Origin of the sequence: Sorangium sp. So ce1014 (assembly GCF_051521505.1) — a bacterium.
Lineage (GTDB): Bacteria > Myxococcota_A > Polyangia > Polyangiales > Polyangiaceae > Sorangium.
In genome coordinates this window covers 1,700,055-1,714,865 of the sequence record NZ_CP150356.1, presented here as the reverse complement: position 1 = coordinate 1,714,865, position 14,811 = coordinate 1,700,055, and the positions used below count along the sequence as shown (strand labels likewise).

Here is a 14,811-nt window from a genome sequence, read left to right as displayed (position 1 = left end):
GGAGCATGCACAGGTTCGCCCACCCGACGCGGAAGCCCGCGCCCCCCCGCGCGAGGGCGCTGCGTGCCGCCGTCGCCGTCGGCTTCGCGCTGGGCGTCGCCGCGCTCGCGCTGCTCGTTGTGCGGCTCGCGGAGGCGCCGGCCGTGCCGCTGACGCTCGGAGCGGGCGCCATCACGGGCGCGCTGCCGCGCCGACTCCGGTTCGAGTGGCGCCTCGTCCGCGATCGCCACTGGCAGATCGCGTCGTCTCCCGCCGAGTCGCGCGAGGCGATCGACCAGATCGAGGGCAACCGCGGCGTCTGTGCGACGGGCATGGTCGAGGTCTCCGGCCTCATGAAGCTCGACCCGACGCCGAGGGCCCAGGGCGACCTGCGCTCCATCGACGAGATGCAGCGGACGACCTGCAAGCACTGGATCAGCCGGGATTACCCGGAGCGGTGCGCGGAGTTCGATCGCGAGAAATGGCTCTCGATGTCGGGGGGCCTCGACACGAAGCCGATGCATTTCTGCATGGATCGCTACGAGTACCCCAACCAGAAGGGGGTTTATCCGTTCATCCTCGTCTCGTTCTACGAGGCGAGCGAGCTCTGCGCCGAGGAGGGCAAGCGCCTCTGTGACGAGGCCGAGTGGACCTTCGCCTGCGAGGGCGAGGAGGCGCGCCCCTACCCGTACGGGTACGTCCGCGACCCGGAGGCGTGCGTCGTCGACCAGCCGTGGCGCGCGTTCATCGAGACCGCGTTGCGCCCGCGGGGCGGCCCTGCTGCCATGGCCGAGATGGATCGGCTCTGGCAGGGCATGCCGTCCGGCGCTCAGCCGCGCTGCCGGAGCCCGTTCGGTGTGGTCGACATGACCGGCAACATCGATGAGTGGACCCGTTCCGTCCGCGAAGGTGAGCGTCCCTCCATCCTGAAGGGCGGCTACTGGGGCCCCGTGCGCACGCGTTGCCGCCCTTCGACCCGCTCGCACGACGAGAACCACATGTTCTACCAGCAGGGCTTCCGCTGCTGCGCGGACCCCGGCGCTGCGCACGCCGTGCCCGCGGAGCGCGCCGTCTCCAGCGACCCTGCCGCCGCCCCGCTGCCGCGCGAGCTCCGCTGACGTGCTCGCCGGCGTGGTGCCTCGTGCGGCCGCTCCGCCGCGCACGTTCCGCCGCGCACGCTCCGCCGCGCACGCTCCGCCGCGCACGCTCCGCCGCGCACGCTCCGCCGCGCACGCTCCGCCGCGCACGCTCCGCCGCGCACGCTCCGCCGCGCACGCTCCGCCGCGCACGCTCCGCCGCGCAGTCGACCGCGCTCACCGCAGCGCGTATCCTCTGCGCTGATGGACGACTCTCCCGCCGGACAGGGTGCCTCGCCTGGCTCCCGCGACGTGCGCGCTGCGCACGCCGGCACGCCCCTCGCTGCCCGGGCGGCGCCGCCGCCGGGCGCCGCGCCTGCGCCGCCGCGCGCGCGCCGGCTCGATGGGCTGACCGGGCTCGTGCTCTTCACCGCCGCCGCCGTCGCGCTGCTCCCGACGGCGCCGCTCGTCCTGCGCGCGGTCGCCGGCGAGCGGTCGCCGGTGCAGAGCGCTGGCCGGTTCACGCACCTCCTGGAGGGGCGTTCTCCGGCGGCGGGGCGCTCGCGGGCTCACCCTCGCTTCCCGTTCGACGAGGAGCCGGGCGCTGACGAGCCGCGCTCGCGGCACGACGACGGCCCTTCCTTCGACGACGAGGGCGAGGAGCCGGGCGCGCCCTCGCGCCTCCAGCTGGGCATTGCCTCGCGCGGCATCACGCTGCTCGAGGAGCCGCGGGCGGACGGCGCCCGGATTGGCGCGATCGCCGCCGGCGAGCTCGTGATGATCGTGCGCGAGGCGGGCGCGTGGGCGCTCGTTACAAAGAACCAGGGGGACAGCATGGTCATGGGCTGGGCGCGCCGGAGCGAGATCGCGATCCGATGAGCGTCCGGAACGGTGGCTTGCCGCGCGCCTACCGCGGCCGTTTGCTCACGCCCCTCGCCGCGCCGGATGGCGGTGCGCAGGTCCGCTTCCTGGAGGACGCCTTGCTCGTGGTCGGCGCCGACGGCCGCATCGTCCAGGTCGCGCCGTTCGCTCCGGGCGCTTTCCGCGGGCCGGTGCTCGACCTGCGCCCTGCGGTGCTGATGCCCGGCTTCATCGACGCGCACCTGCATTTCCCGCAGACCCGCATCATTGGCAGCGCCAGCGGCGCCCTGCTCGACTGGCTCGATCGGTCTGTCTTCCCCGAGGAGGCTCGTTTCCGCGACGAGGGCTACGCCGCGCTTGTCGCGGGCGAGTTCACGGATCGTCTGCTCGCGTCGGGCACGACCACCTGCGTCGTCTATTCCAGCTCGTGCGCCGGGGCGACCGACCAGCTCTTCCGCGCCCTGCTGCGCGCTGGCTTGCGCGGCATCGCTGGCCTCACGCTCATGGACCAGAGCTGCCCTGAGGCGCTCTGTGTCCCTCGGGACGAGGCCATCGCGGCGGCCCGGGATCTCGTGCAGCGCTGGCACGGCGAGGGTGGCGGCCTGCTCGAGTTCGCGATCACGCCCCGCTTTGCCCCCACGTGCTCGCGCCCCTTGATGGAGGCGGCCGCGCGCCTCGCGCGGGATCACGACCTCCTCGTGCAGACGCACGTCGCCGAGAGTCCGGCCGAGTGCGAGGCCGCCCTGCGCGAGCACCCGTGGGCGCGCGATTACGTCGACGTCTACGACCGGGTTGGCCTGCTCACCGGGCGTACCCTGCTCGCGCACGCCATTCATCTCTCGCCGCGCGAGTGGGATCGCGTCGCCGAGGCCCGCTCGTCGGTCGTCCACTGTCCCGACTCGAACTTCTTCCTGGGCAGCGGGCGCATGCGTCTTGGCGACGCCCGCGCCCGAGCGGTCCCGGTCGCGCTTGGCAGCGACGTCGGCGCGGGTCGCAGCTTCGACATGCGCCGCAGCATGTCGAGCGCCTTTGACAATGCCCTCTGCCTTGGCGACCGCCTCACCCCGTCCGCTCTCTTCGTCATGGCCACGCAGGGCACGGCCGACGCCATCGGACTGGGCCGTGTGATTGGCAGCCTTGAAGCCGGCAAGGAGGCCGATTTCCTCGCCGTCCGTTTCCCCGACCACGTGCTCAGCGACTCGGATCTATTGAACCATCTCGCCTTCGCCCCCGAGACCGCCGCGATAAAGCGCTCCTTCGTCCGCGGCAATCCCGTCCACCCCCGCCCCCCCGGCGCTCCCCCCCTGATTCACCCGTAGGCCCCCGCCGCGGCGATCCCGTCCACGCCCTCCACGGGGGCCGGTCTACTCGACTTCGTAGACCTCGAGCTCCCAGAGGAGGATCTCGAAATCGCGCCGCAGGATGTACCGTGCGCCGTCGTCCCCGCGCACCTTGAAGTAGAGGTGATCGCCCCCTGGCCATCGGTCGAGGATCTCCGTCACCCGCACGCGGCGCTCGCCCAGGGTGAACGCCACGGGCTCCTCGCTTCCGCCGTGGCCGGCACGGCACGCCACATCGACCCGCATCTGTCCTCGCGCAGGGTAGCAGGCCCGGGCGCCCGGCTCGCGCGATCCGCCCCCGAAGGGGAGGCTCGCCGGCCGGGCGGCGCCTTGGAACGGCGCTCCCGGGCGCGATGCGCACGTCACACGCATTGCGCCCGGGAGCGCCTCCTCGCTCAGTTGGGGGTGACCGAGCAGCCGTAGAGCAGGTTCATGCTCGCCGTGTTGTCTTGCACCGCGATTGTGCACGTCTCCGGGCACAGCCGGATGAGCCCCTCGTCGATGTAGAAGGACATCGGCTTGCACTCCTCGGGGCTCTTCACCTGGGCGAAGGTCTGCTTCTGCCCGCCGTTGCTCGGCGTGAACTCGATCTGCACCGTCGACAGCTCGATGGAGTGCCCGCCTGGCGCCTCCGGCACCTCGATCTCGCACGACAGCTTGGCGCCCGAGATCACGCTGTCTGCGATCGCCTGGAACACGGCGTCGTAGGTGTCGTACTGGTTGATCGGGTATCTCAGCCCCCCGGTCATGACGCTGAGGGACTGGTACGTCGTCCCGGGATCGACCGAGCCGGGCCGGCACTGCTTCCAGGTGGCGGGCACGTCCGGCGGCCAGGGCGCGGTCGGCGGCGTGTTCTCGACGATGCCCACGAAGCTGTAGAACATGTAGTTACGCGCGCTCGTCGAGCCGAAGTACTCCGGCGCGAGCGCCGTCAGCGCCGCGTCGAAGGCCTCTGCTGAGCGGGTGCCTCCGGCCACGTTCTCGTTCTCGGGCAGATCGTCGTCGAGGTCGTGAAGGGTGATGTCGCCCTCGTCGGTCTCCGCGGCGCTCGCGCCGAGCGACTTCGTCGAGCAGTCCACGCCGTCGTCGGTGATCTCGACGAACACCTTGAGCGAGTCCATCCGGAGCCACTGCGACCACCCGGGCGACGTGGCCTCCCCCCGGGGCGGGATCGCGCCCTTCACGGTGTCGATGGCCAGACAGAGCGAGTCGACGCTGCTGACATCCAGGTTGTACTGATAGAAGTGCGGCGGATTGGTGTTCGGGTTCGCCGGGACCGGCGAACAGCTCCCGCTGCCGAGCGGCGCCTCGATGCAGACCGACTGCTCCGCCGTCGAGCTGCCGTGCCTCGAGAGCAGGATGACGCGGTAATCGATGCCGCTCCGCTCGATGATCGAGGCGAAGTTCTGGTTGATGTTCCGCTGAACGCTGTCGATCTCCTCCGTCATGCTCTCGGAGTTGTCGATGATGAAGATGATGTCGGCCGGGCGCTGCTCATAATCGGCCTGCAAGCTGGTCGCGACACACGCGGTGTCCTCGTTGAGCGACGCGTCCTCGGTCCCTCCGTCGAACTGGAACCCGCCGCCGTCCCCGATCCCGCTCCCGGTCGTATCGTCGCCCCCGCCCCCGCCCCCGCCCCCGCCGCTGCCAGAGCCGTTATTGCCGGAGCTCGCCCCACCACCCCCGCCGGAGCATCCACCGATGGATGCCGCCGCCGCAAGCAAACCCAAACCAACCAGCCCAACAAGCGTCTTCGTCGAGAGCTTCAAATGGACCTCCCAATGGGGGGCGCGATAGTGCGCAGCAACGGATGCTACCAGAGACACATCCGGATGGATGCGATCTGCACGAAATAATCGAGCCTGACGGGAGGTAGACGACCGACCACCACTGTCGTCCCATGTGCCTTGCCTGCGACCCATCGACTCGCGATCTGGGACAGGCTCCCCTAAGGAGCGAGGAGATGGCCGAGCGCGGGTGAACGGGAGCGACGCGCGACAAGGAAGGTCCGTGCGACCCGTCGAGACCACCTCCCCTGCAACCAGGGACGAGCCGGCTCGATCCTTACTGGCCCGCGCTCTTCCCTGCGACGATGTCCCGCGCCGCCGCGAGCAGGCGCTCCGGCGTGTTCGCCTCGGGCTCCTCGGTCACGACCTCGACGAGCCGCTCCAGGATCTCTCCGACGAGCCTGCTCGGCGGGATGCCGAGCGCCTTCATCAGCACGCCGCCGTTCACGGCGAGATCCTTGGCAGACAGCGCCGCGCCCGCGGCGAGCAGCGCCTCCACGCGCTCCCGGAGCCGCCCTATCGTCGCGATGTCCTCGGCCACCTCGCGCCCCTTGCCGAGCGCGTCGGCCACGCCGATCTCGTAGAGATCCGGCGCGAGCGCCGGCGTCACCCGGCGGAGCCACCGGCGCACCGCGGCGTCCGTCCACGAGTCGTCGTAGCAGATCAGGTGATGGCGGATGAGCGCCACGATCCGGGCGCGCTCGTCGTTGGAGAAGCGCAGCCGCGTCAGGATCGGCTCGGCCATCTCGGCGCCGACCCGCTCGTGCTCGTAGAACGTGTAGTCGCTCGTCTTCTCGGAGAACTCGCGCGTCCTCGGCTTGCCGATGTCGTGCATCAGCGCCGCCACGCGGAGGATCGGCTCGGGCTTGCACGCGTCGAGGCAGGCCATCGCGTGCCCCCACACGTCGTACGCGTGCCAGCGGTTCTGCTCGCACCCGACCGACTCCATCATCTCCGGGCAGGTGATCGAGAGCAGCTCCGTCCGGCGCATGATGTCGAATGCCACGCTCGGGCGGCGCGCGCGCATCGCCTTGAGCCACTCGTCGCGCACCCGCTCCGCGCTCACGCAGCGGAACGTCTGGTGCGACCGCGCGGTGCCCATCGCGCGCTCGGTCTCGGGGTCGAGCGCGCTCTCCAGCGTCGCCGCGAAGCGCGCCGCGCGCAGCACCCGCAGCCCGTCCTCGGCGAAGCGCTCGCCCGGATCCCCGACCGCGCGGATGATCTTCGCCTCGAGGTCCCGCTGGCCGCCGAACGGATCGATGAGGTGCCCGTCGACCGGGTCGATCGCGATGGCGTTCATGGTGAAGTCCCGCCGCGCGAGATCGGCGGTGATGTCGTCCACGAACTCGACCCGGTCGGGCCGCCTCCCGTCGCTGTAGGTCCCGTCGCCCCGCAGCGTCGTCACCTCGTACGGCACGCCGCGCACGACGACGGTCACCGTCCCGTGCTGGATCCCGGTCGGGATCACCTTCCGGAACGCGGCCACGACCTCCTCCGGCCGCGCGTCGGTCGCCACGTCCCAGTCCTTGGCGGGCTCCCCGCGGAGCAGATCGCGCACGCACCCGCCGACGATCCAGCCGCGCTTGCCGCGCTCGCGGAGGCGGCGACAGATGCCGAGCACGTCCTCGGGGACGAGGTCGATGAGGTGATCTATCCGGGTCACCCCCGCGGCTTATCACGGCGCCCGCAGAGCGGGGCCTGCGCCGAGCGGCCGCTCACTTCTTCTGGTTCGCCCAGGGGTCCCGGACGTCCGAGCCCTTCGGAGGCCGGACCGGCGTCGGCGTCGGCCGGAAGGGCCTCACCCTCGTGCCCTTCTCGTCGACCTCGACGAGCTTCACGAGCTTGCTCTGCTCGGTCCCGTCGAGCACGACCGTGCTGGGGACGTACCCCTCGGCCCGGATGTCGATCGTGACCGTCTGCCCCTGCTCCACGTCGATGCTCGCGGGCAGCCTCATCTCCACGCCGTTGCGGTAGCCGACCGCCGTCTCCGGCACGGCGGCCAGCGCGACCACCGTCTTCTGGACGGCGGGCGGCGGCTCGGGGGCCGGCGGCCTGGCCGCGGGCACCTCGACCGGCGGCTTCTGCGCCACCTGCGGACCGCCGTCCCTGGCGGACCCGCTCGCGCCGATGACGAAGATGGCGGTCACGATCCCCACCGCGGCCGCCGCGCCGGCGACCCACACGTAGCGGGGCCACGGCGAGCGCGGCGGCGACGGCGGCGTCGCCGGGACGATCACCTTCGACGTCTTGAAGTAGTCGTGCGGCACGTTGAAGCCGCCCGAGCGCGCCATCATCTCCGCGACCGCGCCCGGCACGCCCCCGCCCCTCACGCGCTCGAGGTCCTCGTGGAGCTCGATCATCGTCTGGTAGCGCGACTCCGGCTTCTTGGAGAGGCACTTCAGGATCACCGCCTCGAGCCCCGGCGGGCAATCGGGGCCGCCGACGAGCGCGCGGATGGGGACCGGCGCCTTGTACATGTGCTGCGTCAGGATCCCCATGAAGTTGTCGGCGTTGAACGGCAGCTGCCGGCTCACGAGCTCATAGAGCATCACGCCGAGCGAGTAGATGTCGGTCCGGTGATCGATGGGCGCGCCGGCGGCCTGCTCGGGGGACATGTAGTGCGGCGTCCCGAACACCGCCCCGGCGCGCGTCAGCTTCGTCGTCGTGCTTGTCGACACCTTCGCGATCCCGAAGTCGAGGATCTTCACGAAGCTCGGATCGCTGCCGCGGGCCACCACGAAGACGTTGTCCGGCTTGAGATCGCGGTGGATGATGCCGGCGTCGTGCGCGGCGGCGAGGCCCGCGGACAGCTGCAGCGCGATGTGGCAGATGCGATCCATCGGCAGCTCGTTCGGCGAGTCGATGAGCTGCGCCAGGCTCACGCCTTCCAGGTACTCCATGACAAAGTACGTGGAGCCGTCCGGCAGGTCGCCGAAGTCGGAGATGTCGACGATGTGCGGGTTGCCGATGCTCGACGCCGAGCGGGCCTCCTGCACGAAGCGCTCGAAGATCTCGCGGTCCCGCGCGAGCTCCGCGCGGAGCACCTTCACGGCGACGCGCTTGTCGATGACCTTGTGGCGGGCGAGGTAGACGAACCCCATCCCGCCCTCGCCGAGCAGCCGCTCGATCTTGTACCGGTGGTCGAAGGTCGTCCCGATGTACGGATCCTTGGCGCCGGGCGGCCGCCGCTCGCGCGGCTCGACCTCGTCCGGCGGCGGGATTTCCATGGACGGCTCCGCCTCGCTGATCGGGGCAGCGCTCGTCCTCCCGCTCATCTCGTCGGCGTCGGGCTGGCTCTGCCGCCCGAACCGCGGGGTCTTCTGGCGCAGCGGCGGCGGCGCCCTGAAGCTCGGAGGCACCTCGCTCGCCGGCCCCTCGACCCAGCCCGACCTGGAGGGCCTCGACGAGGGGCGGAGCTCGACCTCCACGGGCACGTCGTCGTCGCCTGCGCCCTCGGGCTCCGCGGACGGCGCGAACGCGGCGCCGACGCCGGACGAGCGAGCTCCGCCCGCCGCGCCGCTGGGGCGTGACGTCGGTGCCTCATCGTGCGCGCCTGCCTCGTCGTCGAAAACTCTGCTGCGCGCGGTGTGGTGCTCGTTTTTGGTGGCGCTCATGAAAGGCTCGCGGGCAGAGGTGCACGCCACATGCCGGCATCTGCGGCAGGGTCGGATTCTAGCAGGCGTTCGGTCCGGGAAGCGAGATCATGCGGACGCTGCACACGAAAGCCCGCGTGGGTGCGGGCGCCGTCGATCCCCGCGGCCCGGCGTGCCGCGCGCGCCGCGTTCTGCTAGGAGGGCACCGCGATGAGCGACCCCGCCCGGCTCAACTCCATCATCATCGTGATCGTCGCAGCCGTCGCGGCGATCGGCCTGGCGCTCGCGCTGCTCTATCTGCTCGGGAAGCTGCTCTGGAAGGACCGCTTCGCGCTCGGGGTCTCGCTGCGGTATCTCGGCTCCAAGAAGCGGGCGTTCATCTCGGTCGGCACCACGTTCGCGATCCTCGGGGTCGCGCTCGGGGTCGCGGCGCTCGCGACCGTGATGAGCGTGACCGGGGGTTTTCAGGCGGAGTTTCGCGAGAAGGTCCTGGGCGTCAACGCGCACGTCCTGGTGATCAAGTACTCCACGGACTTCCGTGAGTACCGCTCGATCATGGATCAGGTCGCCAAGGTGCCTGGTGTCGTCGGTGTGGCGCCCTTCAGCATCAACCCCATGATGCTCACGCACGGCGACGCGACGGCGACGGGCGTCCTCGTGAAGGGGGTGGACCCGGCGAAGAGCCTCGGCGTCGGGGCGGAGGGCGCCACGCCCGTGCTCGACCTGCCGCGCCACATCCTCCCGGGCGGCGATCTCACCGGGCTGCGGCGCCCAGGCGCGAAGCCTCCGGAGCGCGCGGCGCCGCCGTCCCTGCCTGACGTCCCTTCCCTGGAGAAGGGCGCGGGCTCGCGCGGCGCGCTCGAGCCCGACGCGGGCGGGGAGCTCGATCTGTTGAAGGCGTACGAGGCGCGCATCCTGGAGGACGACCGCGCCGCTGCCGCGCGGGACGCCGGCGCCGAGCCCGCCCTTCAGCCGGCCGACCTCGACGTCGCCGCGCTCGATGCCGCCGCGGACACCGGCGCCGAGGAGGCCGAGCTCGCGGTGGACGAGGGGGCCCCGCGGGGCTCGATCGAGCCGCAGGGCGGCTACGGCAGCGTGCTCCCCGAGGACGACGAGCTGCCGCCCGAGGTGGATCCGGACCCGTGCGCCGACAAGGAGCAGATCGCGAGGATGCCGGGCATCGTGATCGGCGCTGCGCTGGCGAAGAATCTGTCCCTCGACATCGGCCAGTGCGTCACCGTCACCTCGCCCACGATCGGCTTCTCGATCTCGAACGGCGCGATCAAGCCGCCGGTCGCCAAGCGATTCCGGGTCATCGCGATCTTCGAGGCCGGCTTCGAGCAGTACGACACAAAGCTGGCGTACGCCGATCTCTACGAGACGCAGGCGTTTTACGATCATGGCGACACGGTGACGGGCGTCGAGATGAAGGTCGATGACATCGACAACGCCAGCACCATCGCGCGTGAGATCAGCCAGCTCCTCAGCAACGGGCTTTATTACACGATGGACTGGGAGGAGCTGAACCACGGGCTCTTCACCGCGCTGCGCATCCAGCAGATCGGCATGAGCGCGGTGCTCGCGCTCATCATCGTGGTCGCCGCCTTCACGGTCATCGCGACGCTGATCATGGTGGTGCTCGACAAGAAGAAGGAGATCGCCGTCCTCAAGGCGATGGGCGCGACCGACGGCTCCATCCTGCGCATCTTCCTCTACCAGGGTGGGATCATCGGCGTCGGCGGCACCACGCTGGGGCTGCTGCTCGGCGTGGCGGTGTGCAAGGGCCTCCTGGTCTACGGTTTCCCGCTCGATCCGAAGGTCTATTTCATCTCCCGTCTCCCCGTGCAGGCGCGCCCGCAGGAGTTCCTGATCACCGGCGGCATCGCCATCCTGATCTGCCTCGCCGCGACGATCGTGCCGAGCCTGTACGCCGCGCGCCTCCGCCCTGCCGAAGGCTTCCGCGCGCAGTGAGCTCCCCCGGCTCCGCCCGACCGTAGGTCCGCGGGGGGGGCAGCTCGCCGAGCCCCGACGGCCGGCTCCCCGCCCCCTACCGTCGCGTGGCCGAGTAGAGCCTCTGCCGCCGGTCCGCCGGGTTCAGGTCGGACGCCAGATAGAGCGTGCACTCGTCTGGCGAGAGCGACGGCGTCATGACGGCGATCTCGGGCTTGAGGCCCGACAGCAGCATCCTGGCCTTCTGCCCCGCCACGGGCAGCCCGTCGGCCCCGAGCTCCACGTAGAAGCTCCGCAGCACCGACGCCTGCGCGCAATCGCCTCGCGCGCTGTAGGGCGCCTGGAAGAACAGCACGCCCCCGTCGGGCGTCACCCACGGGGCGAGGTCGTCGCCCTTCGCCGGGCAGTCGCCGGGCAGGACGATGTCGAGCACCTGCACCTCCGAGGCCTCGGCGAGCTTCGTGACGAGCCGGCTCGTGGTCCCACTCGCGTCCTGGTGCTTGTTCATGAACCAGTACCGGTAGGGCCGAACGCCGTGGGCCACCGCCACGGAGTAGCTCCCCCCGTCCAGGTAGAGCGCGTCGAACGCGTCCGCGTGGGTCGCCTCGAGCGCGTCCGCGACGAACAGCGACGGCAGGCTGCCCGGCCCGGCGAGCAAGCGATCGAAGAGCAGCGAGCCCCGAGGGAGGCCGTCGCGCGGCGACAGCGCGTCCACGGGCAGGAGGAGCGGGCCTGACTCCGAGTCCGTGGAGTTGACCGACGCGCTCGCGACCACCTCGCCCGCCGTCCAGGGCCGCCCGGTGGCCGTGGCGATCTGCGTGTCGTCCGAGCCGAAGGCGGCCACGTAGACGAGCCGCTGCGTCGCCTCGCCCTCCTCCCCCGGCTCCTCGCGCACGCGCGGGAACGCGGGCGCCGTCCCCTCGACCTCGATCGCCGTCGGCGTACCGAACGACAGCGCCCTGCCGCGGCCTGCGCAGCGCACGCACGTCTCGCTCGCCGTGCAGAACTCCCCCTCCTTGCACGCCGCGCAGCCGCCCTCGCCGCCCCCTCCCGCCGACGAGGACGACGACGTCGCGGAGGCTCCCCCGCCCCCGTCGCCACCGGCGCCGCCGTCGCCGCCGCCCCCCGCGCCCGACGACGAGGACGAGGACGCGGCGGGCGCGTCGGCCGCCGTGAACGGCTCGCCGCAGCCGGACAGGGTCCACATCGCGGCCAGCGAGAAGGTTCCGTAAAAGCGAAGCGTGCGCACCCGAGCTGCCTCCTACCGTGATCCCGCCGCGCGGAGCAGGCGCGCGGCCGGGTCAAGACGGCTTGTTGTAATCCGTGTCCTCAAGAAGGATGACGTTCGTCTTCGAGCGGGTCTCGCCGACGCTCGTGACGTAGACCGCGGGCTTGTCCTGCACCGGACAGACCTTCTCACACGCGCCGCAGCCGATGCAGAGCGCCGGATCGACGTGCGGGCGCTGCACGTGGACCATCTTCATCAGCGGCTCCTTGCCGTGCTCCGCGGCCACCGGCTCGCGCTTCGGGATGTCGACCTCCTCGACCCAGATCGCCTTGGGCGACGTCGGGCAGAACTCCTCGCAGACGATGCACGGCACGCTCATCGACCACGGCAGGCAGCGCCCCTGGTCGTAGAACGCCGTGCCGATCGAGATCGGCTTCTGGCCGACCCCCATCTTCTGCTCCTCCGTGATCTTCTGGATCGCGCCGGTCGGGCAGACGTCGCCGCAGAGGACGCAGGAGTGCTCGCAGTACCCGATGCGCGGGATGACGATCGGCGTCCAGAGCCCCTCGATGCCCGCCTCGAAGAACGCGGGGTGGATCGCGTTGTTGGGGCAGACCTTCATGCACTCGGCGCACCGGATGCAGCGCTCCAGGAACTCGCGCTCCTCGACCGAGCCCGGCGGCCGGATGACGCGGTGGTCGTAGTTCGCGTCGAGCACGTCGGCGATGCGCGCCGTCGGGATGATCACCGCGCCGGCGGCGGCGGTCGCGAGGGCGGTGCGGCGGCCCGTGTCGGGCGTCACGAGGGCGCTCTTCCGGTTCGGGAGGAAGCGAAACTTGATGACGTCCTCGGGGCAGGCGTTCTCGCAGTTGAGGCACATGTGGCACTCGTCCTGCCGCCACTTCACGCCGCCCTGGGGCGAGTCGGCGCCCTGGCAGTGCACGAGGCACAGGTTGCAGTCGGTGCACTTCGCGTGATCCTTCTCCATCCCGAAGAGCGCGAAGCGCGCGAACACCCCGAGGAAGGCGCCGAGCGGGCAGAGCACCCGGCACCAGAAGCGCGGGATGAAGCGGTTCATGAAGAGGATCCCGACGAACAGGATCCCGACGAACCACGCGTGGTGGAAGTAGAACTGCTTCGTCTGCCACACGCTCGCGGCCAGGAAGTCCTGCGTCTGGTCCGCGACGAGCTGCACCGGCCGGCTCCCGGTCTCGGCCGCGGAGCCGGTCACCACGGCGATGACGTACTGCGCCGCCGGGATGACGGCGAGGCCGATCGCCCGGACCGCCACGCAGATCGGATCGAACAGCCCGCCGATCACGCTGCCCGCCATGCTCGCCGCGAGGAACGCGTACATCAGGTAGTACTTCACCCGCTGCCGCGCGTACGTCTTGTTCGACTCGACGCGCTTGCCGCCCTTGCCGTAGCGCGACGGGAAGATCCACCCGAAGAAGTGGTGGAGGGTGCCGAACGGGCAGATCCAGCCGCAGAACACGCGCCCGACGACGAGCGTCAGCGCCAGGATCCCGACCGACCAGAGCAGGCCGCGGTAGACGGTGTGCGTCGAGAGCAGGGTCATCGCGCCGACGAACGGATCGGCGAGGAGGAAGCCCTCGACGGGCAGCGGCAGGCGGACGCGCGCCTCGGACGAGGCGAACGAGCCGCGGAAGCCGGTCTGGAACAGCAAGTAGAGGAACAGCCCGAGGCAGCCGGCCTGCACGGCGCGGCGCACCCAGACGAGCACCTGGATCGTCTTGCGCGCCGGCAGCCCCGAGCCGGCCCGGCGCTTCGGGCCGGGCCGGACGAGCGCGCCGGCCCTGCGCAGCAGCGCGGCCCAGGGGGCCCCACGCGCGGGCGCAGCGGGGGGCGTCGTGCCGTCGGGGCTCGCCTTCGCGGGCGCCGCGGTCGCCGCAGCCGCGTCACGGTGCGCCGGCCCGGACGGAGTCGGATCGGAATTTGCCATGGGTGCTACACCTCGGCGAGCCGCAGGTTTTGCCAGTGCATCGTGCCCAGGCCCCGCTCGTGGCCCATCTTGAGGTACGGGATCTCCTCGGGCTTGCGGCCGATGAGCTGGCACCCGTACGCGTCGGCGGCGACCTGGTCGGTCGTCGCGATGATCGTGTGCATGTCCTTCGCGTCGGCGACGTTCCCGCCCTGCGGCCCGTTGCGCATGAGGACGCGGATGGCGTCCACGATCGTGAGCGTGGGCTGGATGAACGTCGCCAGGTCGGCGATCGACACGTCGATGTTCTGGTGGAGGCGGTTGCGCCGGCCGCCGAGCGCCCCGTACCAGTTCTTCATCGCGGCTGTGTACTTCGACAGGTTGTGGTGCTTCGCGATGGGGACGTTGATGACCTTGTCCGCGTTGACGAGCGGCGTGTAGACGGGCCAGTCGTCGAGCACCTCGCCCTTCAGGCGCATGCCGCGGAAGCGGTGCGCGGCGGGGATGACGACCTCGGCGCCGACGTCGTAGGCGGCCTTCCAGATGCCCGAGCGCTGGAAGCAGCGGTTCGGCTCGTTGCACGAGGCGTCGGTGACGATGACGCTCTTGGCGCCGGCGTCGTAGGCGAGGCGCACCACCTCGGCCACGACCTTGGGGTTCGTGTTGGCGGCGTGGATGGGCGTGCGATCCCAGCCGATGTTCGGCTTCACGACCACGACGTCGCCGCGCGAGATGAAGCGGCGCATCCCGCCGAGCGCGTCGACCGCCTTGCGGACCAGGGCGGCGGGATCCGGGGCGCCCCCGGCGAGCGCCTCGGCGCCGGCGCGGGCGACCACGAGCTCTGGCAGCCCGGCGGGCGCGTCGCGGAGCCGGTAGTCCCGCGTCTGCTGGCGCTCCGCGGCGGTGGCGGTGCTGCCGCCGCGGTCCCACCGGGCCGCTCCGACCCCGGCCGCGCCTCCGAGAACGAGGCCTGCTGCGCCCAGCCGACGCAGCACTTCACGTCGAGAGATGTCACTCATGGCCCTCGCCTCCCTGGCCTTACGGATAGCCCTCCC

The 14,811-nt window shown here is 71.2% G+C and carries 11 protein-coding genes; 4 read left to right on the top strand and 7 right to left on the bottom strand.

Features of this window, described 5'->3' with window-relative positions; translation table 11 throughout:
* Positions 1-5 precede the first annotated feature (5 nt).
* The 3 genes from WME75_RS06510 (at position 6) to WME75_RS06500 (ending at position 3,235) form a co-directional block, all read left to right on the top strand.
* A complete protein-coding gene (locus WME75_RS06510) occupies positions 6-1,097 on the top strand; it encodes a formylglycine-generating enzyme family protein (protein WP_437487256.1) in 1,092 nt (363 codons plus the stop codon).
* Positions 1,098-1,319: 222 nt separating this feature from the next.
* Complete coding sequence (locus WME75_RS06505; RefSeq protein WP_437487254.1) at positions 1,320-1,934, top strand: SH3 domain-containing protein; 615 nt, start codon at positions 1,320-1,322, stop codon at positions 1,932-1,934.
* Entirely contained in the window at positions 1,931-3,235 is a 1,305-nt protein-coding gene (locus tag WME75_RS06500; RefSeq protein WP_437487252.1) for a guanine deaminase, read from the top strand. Before WME75_RS06505 ends, WME75_RS06500 begins: the two co-directional genes overlap by 4 nt.
* A 45-nt stretch (positions 3,236-3,280) precedes the next feature.
* Here WME75_RS06500 and WME75_RS06495 read toward each other — a convergent pair whose 3' ends face one another.
* The 4 genes from WME75_RS06495 to WME75_RS06480 all read right to left on the bottom strand — a co-directional run bounded on the left by WME75_RS06495 (position 3,281) and on the right by WME75_RS06480 (position 8,657).
* Entirely contained in the window at positions 3,281-3,451 is a 171-nt protein-coding gene (locus WME75_RS06495) for a hypothetical protein (RefSeq protein WP_437487250.1), read from the bottom strand.
* A gap of 200 nt (positions 3,452-3,651) precedes the next feature.
* Positions 3,652-4,986 carry a hypothetical protein gene (locus WME75_RS06490; RefSeq protein WP_437487248.1) on the bottom strand — a complete coding sequence of 445 codons (1,335 nt, stop codon included), beginning with the start codon at positions 4,984-4,986 and terminating at the stop codon, positions 3,652-3,654.
* 334 nt (positions 4,987-5,320) lie between these two features.
* Positions 5,321-6,706 (bottom strand): CCA tRNA nucleotidyltransferase, encoded by a 1,386-nt coding sequence (locus WME75_RS06485; RefSeq protein WP_437487247.1) that lies wholly within the window; start codon positions 6,704-6,706, stop codon positions 5,321-5,323.
* Between the two features lie 52 nt (positions 6,707-6,758).
* The gene (locus tag WME75_RS06480) at positions 6,759-8,657 is read right to left on the bottom strand and encodes a protein kinase domain-containing protein (RefSeq protein ID WP_437487245.1); all 1,899 of its coding nucleotides are present in this window, start codon (positions 8,655-8,657) and stop codon (positions 6,759-6,761) included.
* 189 nt (positions 8,658-8,846) lie between these two features.
* On the opposite strand from WME75_RS06480, the gene WME75_RS06475 reads away from it, so the two are divergent.
* Positions 8,847-10,607, top strand: coding sequence for an ABC transporter permease (locus tag WME75_RS06475; RefSeq protein WP_437487243.1), 1,761 nt, complete (start codon positions 8,847-8,849; stop codon positions 10,605-10,607).
* A 76-nt stretch (positions 10,608-10,683) separates the two neighbouring features.
* Here the strand turns inward: WME75_RS06475 and WME75_RS06470 are convergent, their stop codons facing one another.
* Genes WME75_RS06470 through WME75_RS06460 form a run of 3 tightly spaced genes read right to left on the bottom strand, consistent with a single transcriptional unit; the run spans position 10,684 to position 14,775 of the window.
* Positions 10,684-11,835, bottom strand: a complete 1,152-nt coding sequence (locus WME75_RS06470) for a hypothetical protein (protein ID WP_437487241.1) — start codon at positions 11,833-11,835, stop codon at positions 10,684-10,686.
* 52 nt (positions 11,836-11,887) lie between these two features.
* Positions 11,888-13,777, bottom strand: a complete 1,890-nt coding sequence (locus tag WME75_RS06465; RefSeq protein WP_437487239.1) for a 4Fe-4S binding protein — start codon at positions 13,775-13,777, stop codon at positions 11,888-11,890.
* Between the two features lie 5 nt (positions 13,778-13,782).
* A complete protein-coding gene (locus WME75_RS06460; RefSeq protein ID WP_437487237.1) occupies positions 13,783-14,775 on the bottom strand; it encodes a DUF362 domain-containing protein in 993 nt (330 codons plus the stop codon).
* Between the last annotated feature and the right edge of the window lie 36 nt (positions 14,776-14,811).